Annotated in this window: 20 protein-coding genes; 7 read left to right on the top strand and 13 right to left on the bottom strand. The window is 41.7% G+C overall.

What is annotated here, in order from left to right:
- Positions 1-3: 3 nt before the first annotated feature.
- The 5 genes from dbpA to PQO01_RS19080 form a co-directional block, all read right to left on the bottom strand.
- Positions 4-1,392: an ATP-dependent RNA helicase DbpA gene (dbpA, locus tag PQO01_RS19060; protein ID WP_274315818.1), complete on the bottom strand. Its 1,389-nt coding sequence runs from the start codon at positions 1,390-1,392 to the stop codon at positions 4-6.
- A 127-nt stretch (positions 1,393-1,519) separates the two neighbouring features.
- On the bottom strand, positions 1,520-2,419 hold the full coding sequence (locus PQO01_RS19065; protein ID WP_274315819.1) for a DUF2971 domain-containing protein: 900 nt from the start codon (positions 2,417-2,419) through the stop codon (positions 1,520-1,522).
- Positions 2,420-2,440: 21 nt separating this feature from the next.
- On the bottom strand, positions 2,441-3,271 hold the full coding sequence (locus tag PQO01_RS19070; protein ID WP_274315820.1) for an aldose epimerase family protein: 831 nt from the start codon (positions 3,269-3,271) through the stop codon (positions 2,441-2,443).
- A gap of 14 nt (positions 3,272-3,285) precedes the next feature.
- Positions 3,286-5,493: a replication restart helicase PriA gene (gene priA, locus PQO01_RS19075; RefSeq protein WP_274315821.1), complete on the bottom strand. Its 2,208-nt coding sequence runs from the start codon at positions 5,491-5,493 to the stop codon at positions 3,286-3,288.
- A 99-nt stretch (positions 5,494-5,592) separates the two neighbouring features.
- Entirely contained in the window at positions 5,593-6,036 is a 444-nt protein-coding gene (locus PQO01_RS19080) for a hypothetical protein (RefSeq protein WP_274315822.1), read from the bottom strand.
- A 116-nt stretch (positions 6,037-6,152) separates the two neighbouring features.
- Between PQO01_RS19080 and lpxB the strand changes: the two genes are divergently transcribed.
- From lpxB to PQO01_RS19095, 3 genes are all read left to right on the top strand, one after another.
- Positions 6,153-7,277 (top strand): lipid-A-disaccharide synthase, encoded by a 1,125-nt coding sequence (gene lpxB / locus PQO01_RS19085; RefSeq protein ID WP_274315823.1) that lies wholly within the window; start codon positions 6,153-6,155, stop codon positions 7,275-7,277.
- Complete coding sequence (locus PQO01_RS19090) at positions 7,274-8,014, top strand: J domain-containing protein (RefSeq protein ID WP_274315824.1); 741 nt, start codon at positions 7,274-7,276, stop codon at positions 8,012-8,014. The genes lpxB and PQO01_RS19090 overlap by 4 nt, the downstream gene beginning before the upstream one ends.
- An 89-nt stretch (positions 8,015-8,103) precedes the next feature.
- Positions 8,104-8,742 carry a glutathione S-transferase family protein gene (locus PQO01_RS19095; RefSeq protein WP_274315825.1) on the top strand — a complete coding sequence of 213 codons (639 nt, stop codon included), beginning with the start codon at positions 8,104-8,106 and terminating at the stop codon, positions 8,740-8,742.
- A gap of 86 nt (positions 8,743-8,828) precedes the next feature.
- Here PQO01_RS19095 and lysS read toward each other — a convergent pair whose 3' ends face one another.
- Complete coding sequence (gene lysS / locus PQO01_RS19100) at positions 8,829-10,307, bottom strand: lysine--tRNA ligase (RefSeq protein WP_274315826.1); 1,479 nt, start codon at positions 10,305-10,307, stop codon at positions 8,829-8,831.
- Positions 10,308-10,430: 123 nt separating this feature from the next.
- Positions 10,431-11,645, bottom strand: a complete 1,215-nt coding sequence (locus PQO01_RS19105) for a sigma-70 family RNA polymerase sigma factor (protein ID WP_274315827.1) — start codon at positions 11,643-11,645, stop codon at positions 10,431-10,433.
- A 131-nt stretch (positions 11,646-11,776) separates the two neighbouring features.
- Between PQO01_RS19105 and PQO01_RS19110 the strand changes: the two genes are divergently transcribed.
- Positions 11,777-14,152 (top strand): endonuclease MutS2, encoded by a 2,376-nt coding sequence (locus tag PQO01_RS19110; protein WP_274315828.1) that lies wholly within the window; start codon positions 11,777-11,779, stop codon positions 14,150-14,152.
- Positions 14,152-15,447 (top strand): voltage-gated chloride channel family protein, encoded by a 1,296-nt coding sequence (locus tag PQO01_RS19115; protein ID WP_274315829.1) that lies wholly within the window; start codon positions 14,152-14,154, stop codon positions 15,445-15,447. Before PQO01_RS19110 ends, PQO01_RS19115 begins: the two co-directional genes overlap by 1 nt.
- Positions 15,448-15,456: 9 nt before the next feature.
- On the opposite strand, the gene PQO01_RS19120 is transcribed toward PQO01_RS19115, so the two are convergent.
- The 5 genes from PQO01_RS19120 to PQO01_RS19140 are packed head-to-tail and all read right to left on the bottom strand — an operon-like array spanning position 15,457 to position 18,305.
- Positions 15,457-15,768: a VF530 family protein gene (locus PQO01_RS19120; protein ID WP_274315830.1), complete on the bottom strand. Its 312-nt coding sequence runs from the start codon at positions 15,766-15,768 to the stop codon at positions 15,457-15,459.
- 21 nt (positions 15,769-15,789) lie between these two features.
- Positions 15,790-16,470: a uracil-DNA glycosylase gene (locus PQO01_RS19125; protein WP_274315831.1), complete on the bottom strand. Its 681-nt coding sequence runs from the start codon at positions 16,468-16,470 to the stop codon at positions 15,790-15,792.
- Entirely contained in the window at positions 16,457-17,101 is a 645-nt protein-coding gene (locus tag PQO01_RS19130) for a site-2 protease family protein (protein ID WP_274315832.1), read from the bottom strand. Before PQO01_RS19130 ends, PQO01_RS19125 begins: the two co-directional genes overlap by 14 nt.
- The gene (locus PQO01_RS19135) at positions 17,101-17,694 is read right to left on the bottom strand and encodes a DUF2760 domain-containing protein (RefSeq protein ID WP_274315833.1); all 594 of its coding nucleotides are present in this window, start codon (positions 17,692-17,694) and stop codon (positions 17,101-17,103) included. The genes PQO01_RS19130 and PQO01_RS19135 overlap by 1 nt, the downstream gene beginning before the upstream one ends.
- A gap of 2 nt (positions 17,695-17,696) precedes the next feature.
- Positions 17,697-18,305 carry an adenylate kinase family protein gene (locus tag PQO01_RS19140; protein ID WP_274315834.1) on the bottom strand — a complete coding sequence of 203 codons (609 nt, stop codon included), beginning with the start codon at positions 18,303-18,305 and terminating at the stop codon, positions 17,697-17,699.
- A 126-nt stretch (positions 18,306-18,431) separates the two neighbouring features.
- On the opposite strand from PQO01_RS19140, the gene PQO01_RS19145 reads away from it, so the two are divergent.
- Positions 18,432-19,718 (top strand): 3-deoxy-D-manno-octulosonic acid transferase, encoded by a 1,287-nt coding sequence (locus PQO01_RS19145; protein WP_274315835.1) that lies wholly within the window; start codon positions 18,432-18,434, stop codon positions 19,716-19,718.
- A gap of 2 nt (positions 19,719-19,720) precedes the next feature.
- Entirely contained in the window at positions 19,721-21,148 is a 1,428-nt protein-coding gene (locus PQO01_RS19150) for a DNA recombination protein RmuC (protein WP_274315836.1), read from the top strand.
- Positions 21,149-21,229: 81 nt separating this feature from the next.
- Here the strand turns inward: PQO01_RS19150 and PQO01_RS19155 are convergent, their stop codons facing one another.
- Positions 21,230-23,164, bottom strand: coding sequence for a DUF389 domain-containing protein (locus tag PQO01_RS19155; RefSeq protein ID WP_274315837.1), 1,935 nt, complete (start codon positions 23,162-23,164; stop codon positions 21,230-21,232).
- Positions 23,165-23,208: the final 44 nt, after the last annotated feature.

Below are 23,208 nucleotides of genomic sequence, written 5' to 3' on the forward strand. Positions count from 1 at the left end.
TGACTAACGAATGAGCATGCACTTAAAGGCACGCCCTTTCCATTTATCATCTCGCAAAATTTTTAAAGCGTGATTCACGGACTGACGCTCAATGGCGACATAAGAGTAATAGTCAAAAATTTGAATTTTTCCGACTTGTTCACCCTTCAAGCCTTTATCTCCCGTGAGCGCTCCCAAGAGATTCCCTGCACGTAACTTCTGCTTTTTTCCAAAAAGAATTTTTACACAAGACATCTTGGGGCGATACGGGTTTTCTTCTAAAAACTCTCGACCCGGCAAACTTTCGCTCTCAATTTCTTGACCAAGGAACTCTTGTAACAATGAAATTTTATGAGCTTCTTTTTGGCTGTAGAGCGAACAAGCCACTCCACTCTTGCCTGCGCGTCCCGTTCGTCCAATGCGATGAACATGAATCTCAAAATCTCGCGAAATATGATAGTTGATCACCAAATCAATCGAATCAATATCTAAACCACGAGCCGCGACATCTGTCGCCACCAAAACGGCCACACTCTTGTTGGCAAAGCGCACCAAGTTTTCTTGCCTATCCTTTTGCTCCAAATCCCCGTGAAGTGCTAGCGTACTAAAACCTGCTTGTGCTAAATCTTTGCGAATATCTTTTGCTTCTTGCTTGGTGTTACAAAAAATAACCGCTGATTCAGATTTAAATTTTTGCAGTAAAAGTTGCAGTGCTACCAATCGTTGACTATCACTGGTAACTTTATAAAAATGTTGCTCAATCTTACTTTCTTCATGGACTTGCGATTCTAGTTCTATGCGGATAGGTTTGTGCATGACACGCTTTGCGATGTTCGCAATTTTCTTTGGGTAAGTCGCTGAAAATAATAGTGTTTGCCTTTGCTTATTTGTCTGAGCTAAAATCGCATCAATCTCTTCTTGGAAGCCCATGTCAAGCATGCGATCAGCTTCATCGAGGACCAAAGTTTTTACATCATCTAAGGAAAGTGATGATTTATTGAGGTGCTTTAAGATGCGCCCCGGTGTTCCCACCACAATATGTGCACCATGTGCTACTGATTTCATTTGAGGACGAAAGGGCATACCACCACCCAAACTCAAGAGTTTAATATTGGGCATCATTCGAGCTAAATCGCGGATAGCTTCCGAAACTTGCTCACATAATTCACGCGTGGGACAAAGAATCAAAACCTGAATTTTATAATCATCTAAAGCTAAGTTAGATAAAACTCCCAAACCAAAAGCAGCCGTTTTACCCGTTCCCGTTTTTGCTTGCGCAATGAGGTCTTTTCCCTCGAGAATGGCTGGCAAACTCAGCTGCTGAATCTCGGTCATTTCCTCATAGCCTAAAGAAGCCACATTTTTTATTAAATCTTCTGACAGAGGCAGAGATGCAAAGTCTTTCGAACTCAAATTATTTTCCTTATTAAAGTCCACTAGCTCAGATATCTTTGGCCTTAAGACAATTTAATTACCTTCAAGCTTAGCCTTGATTCAGACTCTTACGAACCAATGCGAAAAATGATTCTAGTTATTAAATTCAGTTGATTTTATAAGAAGAACTTGATCTTAATATCTTGTCTTCACTTAAAGATAAGTTATTTGAGCGCAAAAATCTAAAGAGCTCTCGTTCAGTAACTCGACAATTAGGTCCCAATGTTATACTCGATAATAAGCGCCCTATACTAATTGGTAATTCAAAATATGGAATTAAGCGACCATCTTGAACTCTATATTGAAGCTGATTTAGATTACCATTAATCATTAACTTATTATGCTCAACATACATATCTGGAAAATAACTAAGACGAATTTCAGCTTCTTCTTTAAAACTATCTGATTTCATCATTACAGCTTTAGACAGCAACCACAGAACATGGTTTGTGATATATGCAGGATTCTCATTATGCTCTTTTGATTGATTAACATTTAGTTTTTTATATTGTTCTTTAATATCATAAATAACTGGGAATAATTGTAATCGAGCCATATCGATCAATTGATTTTTAACAGTTAGGGTAGCCCTATATTTTTTTGTATTTTCTTGAAGAGTTTTCGCGAACTCATTTACCTTAAAACCGATGCAAACACCCTGACTATTATCACCATACCCTCGCCATTGGCTTAACATATCACTATGTTTGGAAAACGAACAAACAAAAGCCTCTCGCTCTTTAAAATCATCCAATATTTTATTGAGAAAATCAACTCGCTCTTTGTTATATTCAACATTATATGATTTTAATTTTTCTTCTTGCAGTAACTCTTCCACCAGAGCAAACTCCAAATTATCATTTAAATACATTGTTGAACTAAGTCTTATTTTTTGGGTCTTAATAATACTATGTAAAGCCTCTATGCTTGTATAATGAAACACTTCTTTTTGATCAAGATCATTTTCATCAATAGCAACTTGTAAATTTCTTCCTCTAAACTCCATAAACAGACCTTTTTAAGTTTCTCATCTTAAAGTCACTCGCGTTTGCCAACTTTTTCCAGGCTCAATCATTTGTGGCTTTGCGTTAAGCGCATTTTTTTCATTGGCAGGTTCAAAGCAAATGTAGGGTACTTCAGCTGACTTGCGCCAAATGGTATAACGTTTAAAGACACTGGGGTCAAAAATCATTTCAACTTTTTCACTGCCTAAATTGAGTATGTTTCTTGCGTCATGATGGTCGAGAACATGCATATCTGGTGCTCCGTGAATACGATAGCTTTGTTCTCCCATTACTTCAAAATACTCATTCTCATTCATACTCACTAGGGCGTAATCTTCTAAGTTATTATTAACGCTTTGAGCACGAGATGAAAAAATGATTTGATTGGGATCGTCCACCGCAAAATAAGGGTGAATTCCCGGGGCAAGTGGAAGTGATTCTAAAGAAAGGTTTTTAAATTCGTAATCCATGACAAGCTCGCTATTTTCTAAGGAATACTTTACAGTGAATTCAAAATCAAAGGGATAACGTTTTTTGCTTTCTTGCGAACTCCGCAAAATGAGCTGCAGACTTTTTTCGTCTTGACTTAAGAGCTCAAATTCATGGTCGCGTGCGAAGCCATGTTGCTTCATTGCAAAACTTTGTCCCTGCCAAAGAAATTCATTATTCTCCAAAGGACCAAAACTTGGAAAACATAGGGGTATGCCACTATGAGAAATATCTTCTTCCGCATAAAAAAGCAGGTTATTACCATCACGATAAAAGGCGAGGATTTTAGCTCCAAAAGTATCGCAAACAATGCCGAAATTCTCATCGCCCAAAATCAAAGTTTTTCCTAAAGCTTTTTCTTTCATTATCTTTCCTGAATTTACATTAACGATTGAGGATCTACATCGATTATAATCTTATACTCTGCCGATGTTTTATAATTGAGTCGCAACCAATTTAAAACGCGCACTAAACGACGAATATTATCTGAAAAAATCGTTAATTGATAGCGATATTGACCGCGAATTTTTTCTATGGGAGAAGGTACTGCGGGCATCAAACGATCGTCTTTTGAGCAAGCCTCACTCAAACGCCTGCTAAAGTCACTCGCTAAACTCGCCAATGGACCCTCTTCGGGACCACGAAAATGAATTAAAACCATCTTGCTAAAGGGAGGAAACTTCATCACTTCTCGCCCCATTTTTTCATCCTCGTAAAAAGCATCGAAGTCACCTTCTAAAGCACACTGTAGTGCCGGATGAGTCGGATTGTATGTTTGAATCAAAACTCGTCCAGCATCATCGCCACGTCCCGAACGACCCGAGACTTGTGCTAAGAGCTGAAAAGTTCTTTCAGCGGCACGAAAGTCAGCCATATTTAAGCCTGCGTCCGCAAAAACTACTCCTACGAGTGTCACACGGGGGAAGTGAAGCCCTTTGGCAATCATCTGAGTTCCAATTAAAATATCGTATTTACCTTGTTGAAAATCCCCTAACATCGTTTTGTGCGAATCCTTACGCGTCATTGTATCGCTATCCATACGAGCAATTCGAGCATTGGGAAAAACGCCTCGACATAAGCGCTCAATTTTCTCTGTACCAAGACCCGAAAAAGATAAATCATTATTTCCACACTCTGGGCATTTTGGCGGTGGCTCTTTGATATCACCACAGAGGTGGCAAATTAAAACATTGCTCTTGCGGTGATAAGTGTGCGAGGTACTACAGTCCCCACATTTTGAAGTGTATTGGCATTTCTCACAAGTTAAATGAGTCGAATAACCCCGTCGATTGAGAAAAAGAATTGTCTGCATACGGTCATGCAATTGTTGCTTCACCGCCTCAATCAGTTCCCGCGAAAAAATTTGATTAGCCCCCGTTGCGGCAGCTTCCGTACGCATATCCACTAATTTAATACTCGGAACCACTGCCGTACTAGGTCGCTGTGTCAACTTAGCCATTTTATATTTGCCTTGATTGGCATTATTCATGGTCTCGAAGGAAGGCGTTGCTGAGCCTAGAACTACGGGACATTTATCCATAATCCCACGCATCACAGCAATGTCGCGAGCATTGTAGCGCGGGTGGCTATCTTGCTTGTATGAAGGTTCATGCTCCTCGTCAACGACAATAATTCCGGGATCGTGAAAGGGGGCAAATAAAGCTGAACGAGCCCCCACTACTATCTGTGTTTCACCGCGAGATATCAACTTCCATTGATCATAGCGCTCTCCTTCACTTAAACCACTATGTAAAACGCTGACACTCTTGCCAAAACGAGCTCGAAAGCGGTGGACTGTTTGTGGTGTAAGTGATATTTCAGGTACGAGGACAATCGCTTGTTTTCCTCTAGTCAGAGCTTCGGCAATCGCTTGTAAATAAACCTCTGTCTTTCCACTTCCCGTGATGCCATAGAGCACCACAGTCGAAGGTTTTTCTTCGTCCATCTCATCGGTAATTAACTTAAGTGCCACACTCTGCTCTTCAGTGAGCTCCAGAGGCTTGGTGATAATTACTTCTTCATCACCAAAGGGATCACGCTCAACATGGCGAACTTCTTCTTCTAAAACCCCTGCTTTCAACAGACTCTTAATCGGTGATGCGGAAACATTAGCCACTTTCATTAGCAGTGATTGTGGGGCTTCTTTTAAGCCAATTAAGGCTTTCACAACCGCTGCACGTGGTGGATATTTTTTCTCTAATTCTGGAACGAGGGAAGCGGGCTGAATATCGCTTGCAAAACTCAAGAGTTTTTGCGTCTTTTCTTTTACTTTATCTTTGCGTACGGGTGCGGGCAACATATTGCGCACGGATTGAATCATTCCCGTACAATAATAATCGGCAATCCACTGCCCTAATTGCATCATCTTTTCAGGGATTAAATGACCTTCGTTGATCGCAATGGCTTTGAGCCTATTTTCTGGGAAGTCACTTTTATCGACTAAGTCAACGACGTAGCCTGTTCGCTCTGTTCTGCCAAAGGGAATACGCACTCGACAACCCAAACGCAGATCCATACCTGCAGGGATTTTATAATCAAAGGTCTTATCTAAAGACATATCCGGAAGAACTCGTGCAAATTTTGACATAGTTCCTCCTTATATTTTTTCTGAATTGAAGAGCACTTGCTGCAATATAAATACTGCAGTCATGATCGAGTCACGCTAATCTTTAGTCGATTAAAAACTTTAGCCACCTAATTGACGACGCAACTCATTTTGGAAGTCCATCATTTCTTCTTCTGAAGGTTGTGCTTCAGTATCGCCAAGATCCATCCCTAATTGACCGTAATGATCCAAAGTCCATTCACCGCTTAAACCAGAGGGGAAACTCACACTTCCACTCAAAGCCGCATCGGGACGAGTGATTTTTGAAACTTCTACGTGGAGTCCAGGAGTGCCTTCATTTAACATTTCTGCTTTTGCGGCTTCCGCAGCAGGATCTTCCTCGACAACTTCTGGCTCAGGCTCTAAAGCATCCCAGTCAATATCAAGATCAGCACTCAACAAGCGCAGGTCCATAAAAGTCATTTTGACATCGTGTTCACTTTGGAGTTCTTTGTGAATTTCGTTTAAAGATTTCTCAGCTCGAAGGCCCGTGATAATGATCTTTTCAATTTCTTCTTGAGTCATCTTATTTTCCTTATTTAAAATTTTCACATAATTTAAGCATAGATGAATGACTTTCAATCTTTGTAAGAGTTCACTTTCCCACTAAATTACTCGATCATTTAACACGGGAACATTATATGAGCAAATGCATTTGGATTATCACTGGGGAAGCCTCTGGCGAAATTTATGGTGCGCGAATTTTCTCCGAAATTAAAAAGCAACATCCCGATGCTCACATCAAAGCCATGGGATGCCGCGAGCTCAAAGAAGCTGGTGCGGAAATAATCCAAGATTCTAGCGAAATGGCGGTTATGGGTTTTGTAGAAGTCATAAAACGCTACCCCATGTTTAAGAAGATTTTTAATAAGATGGTAGCACGTGCCGCAGAGGAACGCCCCGATGCCGTCGTACTAGTGGATTACCCGGGCTACAATTTGCGTTTAGCCAAAAAACTCCACGAGCTCAAAATCAAGACAATTTATTACATCAGCCCTCAAGTTTGGGCATGGCACAAGAGCCGTATTCCCACAATCAAGCAAGTTGTAGATCGCCTCATTGTTATTTTCCCCTTTGAAGTCGATTTTTGGAAAAAAAATAACTTCCATGCCGATTTCCTCGGGCACCCCCTCATTGAACTACTTGGCGAAGAAAAAATTGACGAAGCTCGTGACCCCAATAAATTTGTTTTATTACCAGGCAGTCGCAAGAGTGAACTCAGCACCCTACTGAAACCGATGATTGATTCGGCTTTGCATATTTCGCAAAAACATCCCGACATGCAATTTATGATCCCCGCCGCTCGCGAATACTTGATCCCAATGATTGAAGACGCCATCAAAGATGTTCCCGACAAATCTAAATTCATTATCGAAAATGGTCGTAGCGTCTACTGGATGCAAAAAGCTATTGCAGGCCTCGCCTCTTCCGGTACTGTCACTATTCAGGCCGCTATTCTCGGACTACCTTTGATCTCAATTTACAGAGTCAATGCCATTACTTATTTCCTTGCCAAACGCCTCGTGGATCTCAACTACTTTACCATGGTCAACATCATTGCTGAAAAAGAAATCTATCGCGAATACCTACAGGGTGAAGTTCGCCCAGAAATTCTTGTCCCTCAAATAGAGAAGATACTTCCTGGTGGCGAACGCCATGAAGAAGTCATCAATGACTTAGAAGAAATGGTCAAAAAACTTGGCAAAGGCACAGATATTTTTGCGAAAACCGCAAAGCTAATCTGCGAAAGTGCGGGTCTCTCGTGAATTGGACTGATGAATTTTTTGATGCGGAAATCGCAAAGATTTTTGCGTCCAAAGCCATTACTTCCCGCAAAATCACCATGCTTATCATTAGCGAAAGGCGCAAAGCCCCCGAGCCAATAAACATGACCTCTGCCGAACGTAGTCGCATTTTGATCAATGGCACTTTCAAGCTTTTGGCCTGTTTTGCCAAAGCAGATTTTTTCATTTCAAAACGTGAAGCCACCCTACTCAATTATTTGATCAAGGGTGAACTCGCCATGAACGCTGAAACGGCTCGACATGCTGTTCAAGTTTTCAATCAAATTCAATCTGTCGCGGACATTGAAGAACATGCCGAGCAACAAATTGATGATCTTGTTCGTGCTTGGGGTCATGATAATGGCGAAATTCAACGAATCTTCAACATGTGCCTAGCCATGTCACTCTGCCATGGAAAAATCTCTTATTTAGCAGACAAATGGCTGCTAAAGATCATCAAGAAGTTTGAGCTTCACCCCATCAACTACATGCCCGTACGTGAACAATTCCTACACCCGCATGCTGAAGCTTATCACACATTGCAGATTGCCCCTATGGTAGACCAAGAGCAAATCAAACTTGCTTGGCGACGCCAATGCTCTCTTTATCACCCAGACAAACTCATCAAAGCTTCTCAAGAAAAGCAGGCCTGGGCAAAAGAAAAACTCCACCAAATCAACCAGGCTTACGAAATCCTATCAAAAAATAGAAAAGCCTAAGTAAAGCAGTACTAAAGATCTGAGTAAATTTTGATTTACACCCTAAGCGAATGTAATTTTTTCTCAAACAAATAATTAGGAAGAAAATCATGATTACTCTTTATGGCTTGAGCGTCTCACTTTATGTTCGCAAAGTTCGCTTTGTACTCGAACTCAAAAACCTCGACTATCAACATATCATCGCTCTTCCTAGCCAAAGTCCAGAAGTCTTAGACAAATCACCGCTCGGTAAAATCCCTTATATGACTGATGGCGATTTTGCCCTTAGTGACTCCACCGTTATCGTTCAATACCTCGATAAGAAATATCCCCACCAACCCATTCTTCCACAAGAACCCCATAGCTTAGCCAAAGCTCTATGGTTTGATGAGTACTCTGACACGAAAGTAAGTGAGATCATCTCAGGAATTTTCTTCGAACGTTTTGGCGCCCCAAGATTCTTGAACCGCGAGCCTGATGAAGCCATTATTAAAAGCAAAGAAATGCAATTCCCGGTCATCTTTAATTACCTGGAAGAACAAATCCAAGGCAAGAAATTCTTAGTGAACGAATGCCTCACTCTAGCTGACATTAGCTTAGCGAGCAACTTTGCCAATTTCTTTAACTTAGGCTACACAATAGATGCGGAGCAATGGCCCCACTTAGCTCAATACACCGATAATCTAATGAATATAGATTTCATCAAGAAACTCATCGAAGCCGAAAAAGTTGAGATTGAAGGTTTCTAAGTCCCATTAAGAGAAAAAAGCTATAAGATAGAATAAAAAGGCGAAATCATATATGATTTCGCCTTTTTTAGCAATGCTTTCTATGCTTAGATATTCTTAAGCTGTGGAAATAAGATGACGTCGCGGATTGTGGGAGCTCCAGTGAGCATCATCACGAGGCGGTCAACACCCATACCCATACCACCTGCAGGAGGCATGCCGTGTTCTAAGGCTGTGAGGAAGCTTTCGTCAATGCGGCCGCTATCTTCTTCTTCAGTACCTTTGGCACGCTCAAACTGATCCATAAGACGCTTGCGCTGCTCAATTGGGTCATTTAACTCAGAGTAACCTGGAGCAAGTTCTTTACCATCACAGACTAATTCGAATACGTCCACAAGCTCAGGATTCTCTGAACAGCGTTTAGCTAAAGGCACCATGTGTACCGGAAGCTTAGTAACAAAAGTCGGCTGAATGAGCGTTGGCTCAATTTTCTTGGAGTAGACTTCTTCAGTGATTTCTTCTTCAGTCCAATCCGGCATGATTGTGCAACCCATTTCACGAGCAATGTTTGCGCGTTCTTCGTCAGAAATATCAAACCAATCTTCGCGAGTATGTTCGATGAGGAGATCACGGTGAGTTACAACTCTGAAATCTTTTTCGAAGTCAATGACTTTGCCATCGGGGTGAGTGACTTGAAGTGTACCGATCACTTTTTGTGCACAATGACGAATAATGCCCTGCATGAGGTCCATCATTGTTGAGCAATCGCCATATGCCTGATAGGCTTCAATCGCTGTAAATTCAGGGTTATGCTGCTTTGACACCCCCTCGTTACGGAAGTTACGATTAATCTCGAATACGCGCTCAAAACCACCAACGAGAAGCATCTTCAGGTAGAGCTCGGGAGCAATACGCATAAACATCTCTTGGTCGAGTGCATTATAATGTGTTACGAAAGGACGCGCGGACGCTCCACCGGGAATTGGGTGCATCATGGGAGTTTCAACTTCCATGTAGCTATCCTTTTCGAGGTATTCACGCATGGCAGAAATAATTGCGGCACGCTGACGGAAAACGCGACGGCTTTCATCATTAGAAATTAAATCTAAGTAACGCTGACGGTAACGAGTTTCAACATCTTTGAGGCCATGAAATTTTTCTGGGAGAGGACGAAGTGCCTTCGATAGAACTTTGTAAGTTGCCGTACGTACAGTAATTTCGTCTTTTTTAGTTTTGAAGAGTTCACCATCTACACCGATGATATCGCCGATATCCATCTTTTTCATGCGATTGAACTCATCTTGCTCCATCTCATTGCGACTTGCGTAAATCTGAATACGACCTTCAGCATCTTGAATCGTTGCAAAAAGTGCCTTACCCATAACGCGCACAGTCATCACACGACCAGCTACTCGTAGTGCTTGACCTTCAGTCTCTTCTTTATAGTTAGCCTTAGCCGTTTCTGAATGAGTTGTTTCTGTAAATTTTTCACCGTAGGCATTGATGCCTGCATCCGTTAAATTCTTGAGTTTTTGCTTACGAATCGCAATTTGCTCATTGTCTTCTTTGTGTGTATTCTCTGACATCTCTAGTTTCTCCGTTATGCAGTCAGTTAAAATCTATATAAAATCGCGCATAAGATACCTAAAAGCTTTGTTTTGACAAGCCTTGATTTCGAATAACTTAGAAAAGTGGAAGTTTTGATTAATTTAGAGGTCTAAACCCAAACATTTTACTGCCGTGGGACGGCGTAATTTTTTTAGTGCCGAAGTCTCAATCTGGCGAATTCTTTCACGGGAAATACCAAATTCATTGGCAATATTTTCGAGTGTATGATATTCGCCATCTACCAAACCGAAACGCAAACGCAAAATTTCTTGTTCGCGTTCATTGAGAATATCGAGCATTGCGACCAAACTTTCATGGAGTTGCTTCTCTTCAACTTCAGCATCTGGCAAAATATCGTCGTCATTACTAACGATATCACCGAGCTCACCTGTGTGTTCTTCTGAAACCGTGGTTTGAAGAGAGATGGGCTGTTGGCACATACGCTTGAGTGAACGAATTTTGGCAGGAGATAATTCAACCGCTTCAGAGACTTCATCAATACTTGGTTCACGGCCAAATTTCTGAAAGAGCTCACGTTCCGTACGATAGATCTTGTTGACTTTCACCATAATATTAGCGGGCAACTTCATGGTTCTTACCATTTCAGTTCTGGCACGTGACACTGCTTGGCGTATCCACCAAGTCGCATATGTGGAGAATGTGTAACCGAAGCTAGCATCATATTTCTCTACTGCTGAAACTAGACCAATGTTGCCTTCTTGGATTAAATCCAAAAAGCCTTCTTGTGAATTTGAATATTTGCGAGCAATAGAAATAACCAGGCGTAAATTGCCTTCCACCATTGCATTTACAGAGTTTTCCATGCGGTAATAAGATTTGCGAAAACCATCAGCAAAATGTTTCATGAGTGATTCTTCTAAAATGAAGCAAGTCTCATATTCTTTTTGCTTAAATTTTTCGCTCATGTCTGTATAAAAAGCAACTGAAAATTGTAAATCGCGAATTTTGTTTGCTAGAGCTTTGTAAATTAATGAGTTTTCTTCTTTATCGTGACCTGCACTCGATTCTTCAGTATTTGTTAGATAGCCTACAACATCAGCTACCGAGTAATCACTCGATCTTTCTCCAGTAAAATAATGTCGTTTACGACCTGCGTGATCGCGATAGCCTTCTTCTAAAAGTAATTCTCTGATGAGTTGGGGGAAAGCAGCTAAAAGTTCATTCAAATGAACTCTAGATTCACGAAAACTTGAAGAGTAATAAACCTCTTCTTCACTACTTAATCGTGGTAGGTTAGCCACATTCTGCATATAGGCAGATACTGTATCAATTCCAGAGTAACTCGAATAAGACATATAACTCGTTTTTTAACTAATTGTTAAGTTAAGCTAGCTTAATAATAGGGGAAAGCAAGAGCCATACTCATCTTGAAGTGCTTGTTTTGCGTTTTACATTGCTGCCTCAAATTCAACAATAGCTTATAAGTATGAACCAACACAGTCAACAAATCCTAGAATTCCCAGAACTCTTAAACTGGATTGCCTCTTTTGCTAGAAGCTCTTCGGGTAAAAAATCTATTGCTCGTATACAGCCCAGCGGTGCAAAAGTACCACGTCGACAAAAGCTCTACCGCGATTTTGATGCCGTCACTCAACTCATCCCCGAAGGCATTCCCTGCAGTGCCTTTTCGCTCCCAGATTTGAGTGCATTAAATGCAGTTGATTCCTGGATTGAACCGGACGAAATCATTCATGTTCGTAGCTTCATCACTTATTCTGCTCAAATGTATGCCTGCTTCAATAAAGAATCTCTCAAAACCTTTGAAAGTATTCGCGAACTCCACGAACGCATTCTCCCCTTTCGCGAACTCCGCGATGAGTTCAATAAAATTTTTGATGCCAAAGACCAAATTAAAGATAATGCTTCCAAAGAATTAGCCGCACTGCGCCCCATGATTCGTCGCTGTGAGAAGGCGATCAAAAACCGCTTAGATTATTACTTAAAAAACGATAAGAATGATATCTTCCAAGATAAATACATCACCTCGCGCAACGATCGTTTTTGCTTACCTTTAAAAAGAGATCAAAAGAGTAAACTCAAGGGCATTGTCCATGATGAGTCCGCTACTGGGCAGACCATTTTCATTGAGCCTGAATCTATTGTCGCTCTGGGAAATGAACGCGCCGGGATGCTCAGCGAAGAACGAAAGCTCATTTTAAAAATCATTATTGAGCTCTGTGCGAGTATTCGAACAGAAATACCCAACCTTCAGCAAGCTTTCAAAGCCCTCACCCTCTGCGATCAATGTTTTGCGGTCCAAGCCTGGAGCGAAGAAGTTAAAGCACGTTTCCCAAAGACTGGTAATACCTTTAAATTAATTAATGCACGTCATCCGCTACTCTATAAAACTCTAAAGGATCAAGGCCAGGAAGAAAATTTAGTACCTCTAAACATGGAGCTCCCTTCTGACCTCACTACCCTTGCAGTCACAGGCTCAAACACTGGCGGTAAAACACTGATCTTAAAAACTATCGGTCTCATTAGCATCATGCATCAGAGCGGACTCCCCGTACCACTAAATGAATTCTCTGAACTCCCACTTTTTGAAGATATTTTGGCTGACATCGGTGACGAACAATCCATTAGTCAAAACCTTTCCACCTTTTCTGCTCACCTCAAATCGATCAGTAACATACTGAAATTAGCTCGTAAAAAGAAAAGCCTCGTCCTCTTAGATGAACTAGGTTCTGGAACTGATCCTGTGGAAGGCGGAGCCCTTGGCAATGCTATTTTAATGGCTCTAGCCAAAAGCGAATCACTCAGCTTGCTCACCACTCATATTGGCTCCATAAAAGTTTTTGCTCAAGAGCAAGAAGGCATGATGAATGCTGCCGTACGTTTCAATCGTCAAAGTTTAAAACCCGAATACATTTTAGACATTGGCATACCTGGCGCTAGTCACGCCATCGAAATCGCCCGCAACCACGGGCTTCCCCACGACATCCTTAAAGATGCTAAAAGCTTCCTCTCCGACAAAGAACTCAAGCTCGAAAACGTGATTGGTAAACTGCAAAAACAACAAAGCCAAATGCAAAGGGATGCTCGCGAAGCTCGCAGTAGTCGCGACACTGCATTAAAGGAAGCCGCCAGCGTTCAAGAAGAATTGACAACTCTACGCCGCGAACGCAAAGATATTTTGCGACAAGCGCAAAGAGAAGCGGAAAGCATACTTAATAATGCTCGTAGCCAAGTTGAGAAAGTTGAGCGCAAGCTCAAAAAACATCAACCTGAAGCTGATATTAGCAACCTTCGCAAACAAGTTATCCAAAAACGTGATGGCCTAAGAACTGCCCTCGACAACAACCAAGTCACACCCGCTGAGCCTGTGAAAGACCAAGAACTCAAAGAAGGCGATAAAGTTTGGGTCGAAAAACTTCAAAGTCACGCAAAAATCATCAAAGTTGAAAAACGTGGCAAGCAATTCCTTCTGGATGCCGATGGCATGCAAATCAATGTAAAACGAAGTGAACTCGGCACCGCCGAATCTGTCCCCGAAGTCAAAAAGCCCAAGATCAAACAAGCCAAACAAAGCTATCGTTTGACCAATAATGTCTCGATGGAAATCAAACTCATCGGCATGTATGCAGAAGCTGCCTTGCGCGAATTAGATACTTGGCTCTCATCGGCTTATGGCAGTAATCACGATCAAGTCAAAATCATTCATGGTCGTGGCTCTGGACAATTGCGCCGCGCCGTCCATAAACATCTCGCAACGCAGAAATATATTCAGCGTTTTTATTGCCCGGATCTTTCGGAAGACCCCGCAGGCGATGCAGTGACTTGGGTTGAATTCAAACGCTAATGATTAAGCAAATTACCAGCCAATTTAAAGATGCAAGGCACCTAGTTAAGTGGCTAGCGATCTCTATTTTAGTTGGTTTCTTAGTCGGCTCGGCCGTGGCCTGGTTTCTCATGGGCCTAGAATGGGCTGGCAACTTTCGCGACAATCGCATGTGGATCCTATGGTTATTACCACTTGGAGGCTTAGCTATTGGACTCACCTATCATTACCTTGGGCAAAATGTCGTCAAAGGCAACAATCAACTTCTGGACGAAATCATCCAGCCAAAAAAGATTATTCCCCTGCGTATGGCGCCCTTAGTTGCTCTCGGAACCATTGCCACCCACCTCTTTGGCGGATCTGCGGGACGCGAGGGTACGGGAGTACAAATGGGTGGGGCAATTGCCGATCAATTTAGTCAAGTATTCAAACTCGATAAAGACGAACGTCGCATTCTAATTATTGCGGGTATCGCAGCTGGTTTTTCCGCTGTCTTTGGAACTCCTCTCGCAGGCGCCGTCTTCGCCCTCGAAGTCTACATAATTGGACGCGTTCAGTATCAAGCCATCTTACCTGCTTTCCTCTCCGCAATCATTGCCAATCAAGTTTGCGTTCAATGGAAATACCCCATGGTCGTCACTCATACTCACTACCTTCACCCCGAAGCTTTAGTCCTTAGTCCATCAACTCTATTTTACACTTTCGTAGTTGCTATTCTTTTTGGTTGGACTGCCATGCTATTTTCTAAAGCCAATCATTTTTGGAGTGATCTCTTTTCTAAAAAAATATCTTACCCACCCCTGCGTCCCTTTATTGGCGGAATCATTCTTGCCATTTCCTTCTGGCTTTTAGCCCAAAGCTCCATTGATTTCACAAAATATGTCGGGCTTGGCGTGCCCATTATTGAAGGTTCATTTACCAAGCAAATGATGCCTTATGATTTTGCGCTCAAACTACTTTTTACTTCATTCACCCTTGGCGCAGGTTTTAAAGGTGGAGAAGTCACCCCTCTGTTTTTTATTGGAGCAACTTTGGGTTCCGCACTCTCATGCATAGTCCCACTTCCCATTGCCTTACTCACTGCCATCGGCTTTGTAGGAGTCTTTTCCGGAGCTACCAATACTCCGATCGCGTGCACTCTCATGGGCATTGAACTTTTTGGTGCGCAAATCGGCATCTACCTTGGCCTATCTTGCGTTGTAGCCTATATCTTTTCCGGTCACTCAAGTATCTACAGCTCACAAATCCTTCATCACGTCAAAACTCCTAGCCTCAAAGACGATCAAGATAAAACTTTAGGGGATAAGGATAAATAAACGTCTACCTTATAAAAAAGTGATTTCGTAAAGCTTTTCAACTTTTTTGCGTGCCCATTCATTTTTGCGGAGGAATTTCAGGCTTGATTTCATGGATGGATCATGATTAAAACAACGAATTTCTATACGTTCGCCAAGACCTTCCCAGCCATAGTATTCTTCCAAGTTAATAAGCATGATTTTGAGCGTCACACCATCCATGGGATTCTTTTTCCGCGTGCCATAAACGAGTTCATCTAACTCTTCTTCATTGAAAACTTCAGGAACTAAACCATCTGCAGTTTTGTCTTGATCATCATTGTTCTCTTCTGTACTCGTCATAGAACTTAACCTTTTATAAGTTTAAAATAATAATTGCTCTAAACGCCAATCTATGGGATTTTGTCCGGTATTTTTAAGATATTCATTAATTTTTGAAAATGGTTTTGAAGCAAAAAAACCGCGACTTGCAGAAAGCGGCGACGGGTGTGCGGACTCAATAATGAGGTGCTTTTGCGAATCTAGCAAAGTAGAATGACTTTGAGCATGCGCTCCCCAGAGAACAAAAACTACATTTTCTTTTTGTTCAGACAAACTACGGAGAACTTGAGCAGAGAAGCTCTCCCAATGAGCTTTTGAATGAGAACCTGGCTCACTATCGCGCACCGATAAACTCGTATTGAGTAAGAGTACCCCCTGCTTTGCCCAGGGACTTAAATCACCATCTAAAGCAGGAGGGATCCCGAGGTCAGCGTCAAGCTCTTTGTAAATATTTCTAAGCGATGGTGGAATCTTCTCTCCCCTAGGAACTGAAAATGATAGTCCCATAGCCTGATTGGGCCCATGATAGGGGTCTTGCCCTAAAATCACTACTTTTACGTCTTTAAAATCACAGAAGTCAAAGGCTTTAAACAAGTCTTCTTGGATTGGATATACCTGATACTTTTTCCGTTCTGATTTTAAGAATTTTTCTAAATCTGAAAAATAAGAATCATCCAGAGCTAATGCCTGTCGCCAAGCAGGGCTAAGCTTATCTGCGAGCATTCGGATTCGCAGAATTATATGAGCGCCAGCCTAAGTAGCCCGCCATAAGTGCAAGGATAAAATAACCACTAATATAAGCATAAATTGCGCATGCTGTAGCCGTAATAAAAGATATTTTCTCTATCACTTTCTCATTCACACTACCATTTTTCCAGCCAACTAAGGTACTCAAGACTTCAGCACCATCCAAAGGACGAATAGGCAAAAGGTTCATCAAATTCAAAAAGACATATACCGTCAAATGCATGCTTAAAAGTGCTTTAAGCAAAGCAGGCAAATTAGGAATCTGGAGTAAAGCGAAGAAGACCGCCGCTAACACCAAGCCCGTTCCCGGACCAGCAAAACTAATCACAAAGCGTTGGCGAAAGTCAAGCCTTTTCATCGTTTGCCAAATTGTTACACCGCCCATGCCATGGATTTCGATACGAGGCTTCATGCCATACCAACGCGCAAATAATGCGTGCCCCAATTCATGGGTAAGTATAGCTGTGAATAAAGTAATAAACCAAAGTACCGAAACCATTAAATTGGCACCATCAGGGCCACTACCCCACATAAGGGAAAGAAAACCAATTAGAAAGAAGAAACTATTCTTCACCTTAATAGGTAAGTTGAAGAGAGAGAACTCCATTAAATATCTACCTCTGATGGGCAAATAACTGATGTATCAGTCTCTTTGGATCTTTCTGGCAAAGAAAGCTCACTTGCTTGCCAGCCTTTGTGAACCAAAGAACCCTTAAAGGGCCCATCACCACTGACTTGACCACTCAAACTAAATTTAGCTGGGTCGTAGGCCTTAGGAACTTCGACTTCATCTCCTTCAGCTGAATCAATGAGGGGTTGAACTTTGAAGTGCTTCTCAAGGACTTTACCACAGCCTTCGTGAATTTGACGAACCGCAGCGCCCACTTGTTCATCGCTATAGGGGCCAATATCTTCTTTAAGAAAATCAATTAAGCGCCCTTCACGTTGAAGAAGTGTAAGAGTGTAAATTGCATCGCTACGGTCATTTTTTGAAGCTGCAGCTTTGAGTTCATCTTTAAGCTTGCTCACTTCCGTTTTACCAGATTTAAGTTCACCCTCTAATTCACCAACTTTAGATTCTAAGTCTTTGACTTGAGTATCTTCAATAAGTTTTCCGCCGCAAGCTTTTTCCCAAAGCTCGGCTTTTTCTCCATCACCAAGGATAGAGAAAAAAGCTTTAAATGCCGTTGCGAGCCCCATAATTAAGCTTCTGCAGGACTTTGATTAAGAACCTCAAGAGTTCCATCGAGGACGTTGCGGAAAACTTCGAGAGGAGTTTTTTGTGCATCAAACTCAGAAATGATGGCATCATCATAGTGATCTAATACAACTTGAGTTTTTTCGCGGTACTGAGCTAAACGATTGAGAACAATTGATTTATCTGCATCATCTGCACGCTTCTCAATTTTTGCGCGTTTCGCAAGGCGTTCTACTATCTCGTCGTCATTAGTCACTTTGAGTGAAATAATTTTTACGACCTCAACATATTGATCAAGAATCTTGGCTTGCTCAGCTGTACGGGGCATCCCGTCGAGGAAGATGTATTGAGTTGAAGGGTCGAATTTATTTGTATCGATAAGTCCCTGCATGTAACGCCAAAAAATCTCTATAGTAACATCATCTGGAACGAGCTTACCTTCGTTCGCGTAGCTATAAAAAACTTTACCATTCGGGCTTTCAGGAGGAAGACCGCGAAAAATATCGCCCGTAGAGAGGTGGTAGTTACCACTAACATTAGTTAATTTAGCACCTACTGTACCCTTACCAGCACCGGGAGGGCCGAACAATAAAATAGCTTTTGGCTTAGACATCTGTAATTCCTTGTGATTTCATTAGATAAATAAATGTAAATAAGCACGAATTTATGCCCGAATAGAATTTGTTCAAATGAATTAACTACCAATATTAAGGCTAAACAGAATTAGGTTCACCACTGCATGACTTTTATCCTTTATAACGCACTCGTTTCAATTTTCTTACTGCTTTACTCACCCATCCATATTATCCGTCTAATTATGGGAAGTAAATACCGCGAGAGCACCCTCCCGCGCCTGGGCTTTCAGCGCTACCCAAAAGCAGACAAAAGTAGAAAAACTTATCTCATTCACAGCGTCTCAGTTGGGGAAACTCAAGTGGCAGGCACCCTGGCAAGTGAGTTCAAAGCTGAAGATCCTCAATGCAGAATTTTTGTGTCAACTGTTACCGAAACTGGACAAGCCGTTGCCTCCAAGCTCAAAGATGTGGATGGTCACTTCTATCTACCTTTCGATCTCTGGCCCCTAACAAACAAACTTTTCAAAAGCATTCAACCCGACGCAGTTATTGTGGTTGAAAACGATCTATGGCTCAATTACCTTCACGCTGCGAAAGTACGCAATACCCCTTGCTATCAGGTCAATGCCAAATTATCTGCTTCATCCCTAAGATCCTACAAAAAATTCACTAAATTTGGCCAACTCTTATTCGAACCCATGCACCATTTTTTTGTTCAGTCGGAAACTTTTAGGGAACGCTTTGAAGATATGGGTATCCCCCCTGACAAGCTTACTGTCTCTGGCAATATTAAATTGGACTCAAACCCACCTCATCTAAACGAAAGTGAACTTAAAGATTTTAAAAAATCACTCGGGCTCAAAAGCAAGCCACTGGATCATTGCCTCATCTATGGCTCAACTCACGCTGGCGAGGAAGAATTAGCTCTCGAAACGCACAACAAGCTAAAAAAAAGTTTCCCCGAATTACAGACAATCATTGTCCCACGTCATCCTGAGCGCTTTGATAAAGTTTGCGCTATGCTCGAAAAATATGGTGCACAATTTTCACGAGCCTCACAAATAACAAATGACCAAGTTTCAGAAGATATCCTTGTTATCGACATGATGGGAGCATTAATGAAAGTCTATCAAATTGGCACCATAGGAATTGTCTGCGGAAGTTTTACTGGAAAAGTGGGGAGCCACAATTTCCTCGAGCCCTCTTTTTACAAAAAACCCTTTATTTTTGGCCCTCACACCTATTCACAACCCGGCTTCTACCAACTCTGTAAGCAGGCCGATGCAGGCTTACAATGCACAATGGAAGACTTAAGCGATGAACTCGACAAGCTTTTGCGAGATCCGCAAAAACAGCTTGAGATAGGTGAATCGGGATATAAAATCATTAGTGCCGCAAAAGGTGCTGTACATCACACTGTCGAAGTCATCATCAAAGAACTAGAAGGATAAATATGGAAATTGTCTGCGCATTACTAGGCTTAATTATTGGAGCTGTCCTCATGTTTTTTCTCAAGAAAGACTCAGACACTCCAAGAGAACTAGAAATTGAATTGGAGAAGCTTCGCGATCAAGCTAAAGCTTCCGCTGAGAAAGAAGAAAAGATCCAAGTTCAGCAAAATGAAATAAGTTTACTCAAAGCTGAAATTGCCAGCTCAACGAGCCTCTTGAATGAACGTCAAAAACTCATTTCCCGCTTTGAAGACGAAGCACAAAAATCGACATCTCAGCTTCAAGAAATCATGACCCTCAATGCAACTTTGAAAACTCAACTGCAAGCCGACCGCACCCTCCACGATGAAAAACTGCAGTCACTCAAAGCGGGCAAGGAAGAACTGACTCGCAACTTCCAAGAAATTGCTAGCAAAATCTTCAAGGAACAAAGCCAGACCCAAAATCAAGCCAACAAAGAAAAACTGGATCTAACTCTCAAACCCCTTAAAGATCAAATTCAGAACTTCTCTAAACAGGTTCAAGATTGCTATGACAAAGAAGCCAAGGAACGTTTTTCCCTAGAGAAAGAAATCAAGAGCCTCAAAGAACTGAATACACGCATGAGTGAAGATGCCCTTCAGCTCACCAAAGCCCTCAAAGGGGACTCAAAAGCTCGTGGAACATGGGGCGAACTCATCCTCGAGCGTGTCCTAGAGGCTTCTGGTCTACGCAATGGCTCAGAGTATTTCACACAGGTTACTGAAACAGCCAATGACGGCAAACGCTACCAACCTGACGCCATCGTTAATCTCCCCGATGAAAAACAAATTATTATTGACTCCAAAGTATCTTTAGTGGCCTATGAGCAGTACTGCTCATCTAGCGATGACGAGGAACGCATCAAGCTCCGCAAAGCTCACTTAGATTCAGTGAAAAATCACATCAAAGAACTCTCAGATAAATCCTATGAAAGCTTACCTGGAATCAACTCACTTGACTACGTCCTGCTATTTATGCCTGTAGAAGGAGCTTTCCGCTTAGCTGTTGAAGCTGACGAAAAACTATTCCTCGATGCCTACAAAAAAAATATCATGCTCGTCAGCCCGTCCACACTGCTTATCACTCTGCGTACAATTAGTAAAATCTGGCAATTTGAGAACCAAAACAGAAACACTCAAGCAATTGTCGACAAAGCCGAAGCCCTTTACACAAAATTTGTCGGTTACGTTGAGAGCTTTCAAAAGGTCGGCAAGGGAATTGAGCAAGCTCGCAAAGCTTATGATAGTGCTGAGGGTCAATTATTAACTGGGCGAGGCAACCTCATTCGCACTTGTCAAAGCCTAGAAAAACTCGGGATCAAAAGTAAAAAAGCTATGCCAAAAGAAATCCTGCACAAAGCTGAAATGGATTTCTCCAGTCCAGAACTTATTGAAGACAAAACTGAGTAAACAGCTTTTTTGTAAGTTCAAAAGAACTAGCTTTAGATATTTATTTTAGTGAAAACACCTTTACGGTAAACTAAGTAATGACTACTGAATAGACTCAAGATGTTTGGTCATTACAAATTCTGGCCAAATACTCACAACTACTTTCCGTTTGAACTTTTCACTTAACACAGCTTCGAATTCATCAATAATAGCTCGATCTGGAACGTGACCAACCTGAACCCATATCCAAACACTAAGCCCGCTTTCCTTTAGATCTTTGTAACTCACTTTGGTTACATTTGTAATTCTATGTTTTTTCAAAACTGAGTCGGTCATATCCACAAACTCCTCTCGATTAGGCAAACTACTGTCACTAACTTTTTTGACCACATACTTCACTAAGCGAGAACTCAGTGGAATGCAAAGCAGCGTCATACTAAAAATGAGGACTAAATAAAGGCGTTTAACTAATTTATTTGAGTTTTGATCGGGGCGAGCCCGTATCCCTGCCGCAAAAAATGTTAAAGCAGAACCCAACACAATACAGATAACATTAGTTACAAATAAAACCGTAGCACCCTGAACTGTTGCTGCAATACCTTTTGAGAGTGCTATCCCTATCGATGCTATCGGCGGAACTAAGGCCGACGCAATGGCTACACCTGGCAAAGCTGCAGATAAATGAGTTCGAGTCATGCAATGCGCCGCAGCTATACCCGATACAAATGCAATAAATAAATCTGCCATACGTGGTGTTCCACGAGAAAGAATCTCGCTTGTTAAGTGCTCCATCGGGGTAAATAAACCAATTAAAAAACTAATCCCTAAGGAAGCAAAAAAACCAAATAAAATCGAGCGAGATGCATTAATAATCATCGGCACATTGCCCTGCACCAAGGCTAAACCCGTGGCCAATATAGGAGTCATCAGTGGCGCAACTAACATAGCGCCAATCACTACCGCAACTGAATTGCTAATTAAGCCTAATGCTGCAATAGACGTCGAAAGGAGCATTAGTGAAACAAAGTCAAAGTTCCAAGTCGAATTCATCAACAGAGCTTCGTGAAGTTCAATTCGCCCTTCTCTTGTCAGCTGAGGAACCGCTAAATTGCAGTAATACTCGAACTTATCCTTAAATCTTTCAGCCTTATTTTTGGCCACGCGGTGGGCTGCTACTGAAATGTCTTTATTTTTCTCGATAAGCTTATCTGCCATATCACCGAAAAGAGTTTTTTGTATGGAGCCTCCTGTAGAGATACCTAGCACAACAAAATCATAACCGTCTTCTGCGGTCTCGGCAATCCCTTCCAAAACATCTTTATGATGAACTACGCGACCCTTGAGATAGTGGCCATCGAGCTCTAAACCAACTTTTTTCACCATCTTGGATAATTGATAAATCCCCACTTCTTCCATGACTTCAGGCTGATTATTCGGAGGCCTAACCATAAGTGGATGGACTTGCGTTCCTTGTGATTTTACCAAGGAGTTACAATGCTTCAATGCGTCCAAAGCATGTGGTCCACCTGAACAAGGAACTAATATTTTCTGCACCCTACCGACATCGGCTTTTCCTGGACGAATAATTGTCGTTGAACAAGGCGCTAATTTAAATAATTTATCCGTATAATGCTCTTCATTTCCTGTGGCTCTGCGACTCAAAAATAACTGTTCACATTTTTTTTCCGATAGTAACTTCATGATCACTTTCGTGAAACGTTCACCGCTAATTTGCAAACAAGTGATTTTGGGAACAAAACTTACTTCAGGGCTCTCGGTGAAATTCTCATTAGGAGTCGCCGCATGAGTTAAGATCCTTCTTTGCTCGCGACCAATCCTTTCATAAACACGACCTGGAACACTATCTTTCCCTTCATAATCTGCTAAATCAAGCTGATCAGTCTTTGTTTCATCAAGTCTAACTTTGCGAATGAGGAAAATAAATAAATCATGCTTCTCTGCGTACGCCATCTGATAAGCCAAAGCAATAAGTGGCTTAACCTCTTCTGGACTCTCGATCGTTACTGCAACACTCATTTATATCTTCCCATATTTTTCCTCCGCAAAAGTAATGACTAAAT

Origin of the sequence: Lentisphaera marina (assembly GCF_028745505.1) — a bacterium.
In the GTDB taxonomy this organism is placed as follows: domain Bacteria; phylum Verrucomicrobiota; class Lentisphaeria; order Lentisphaerales; family Lentisphaeraceae; genus Lentisphaera; species Lentisphaera marina.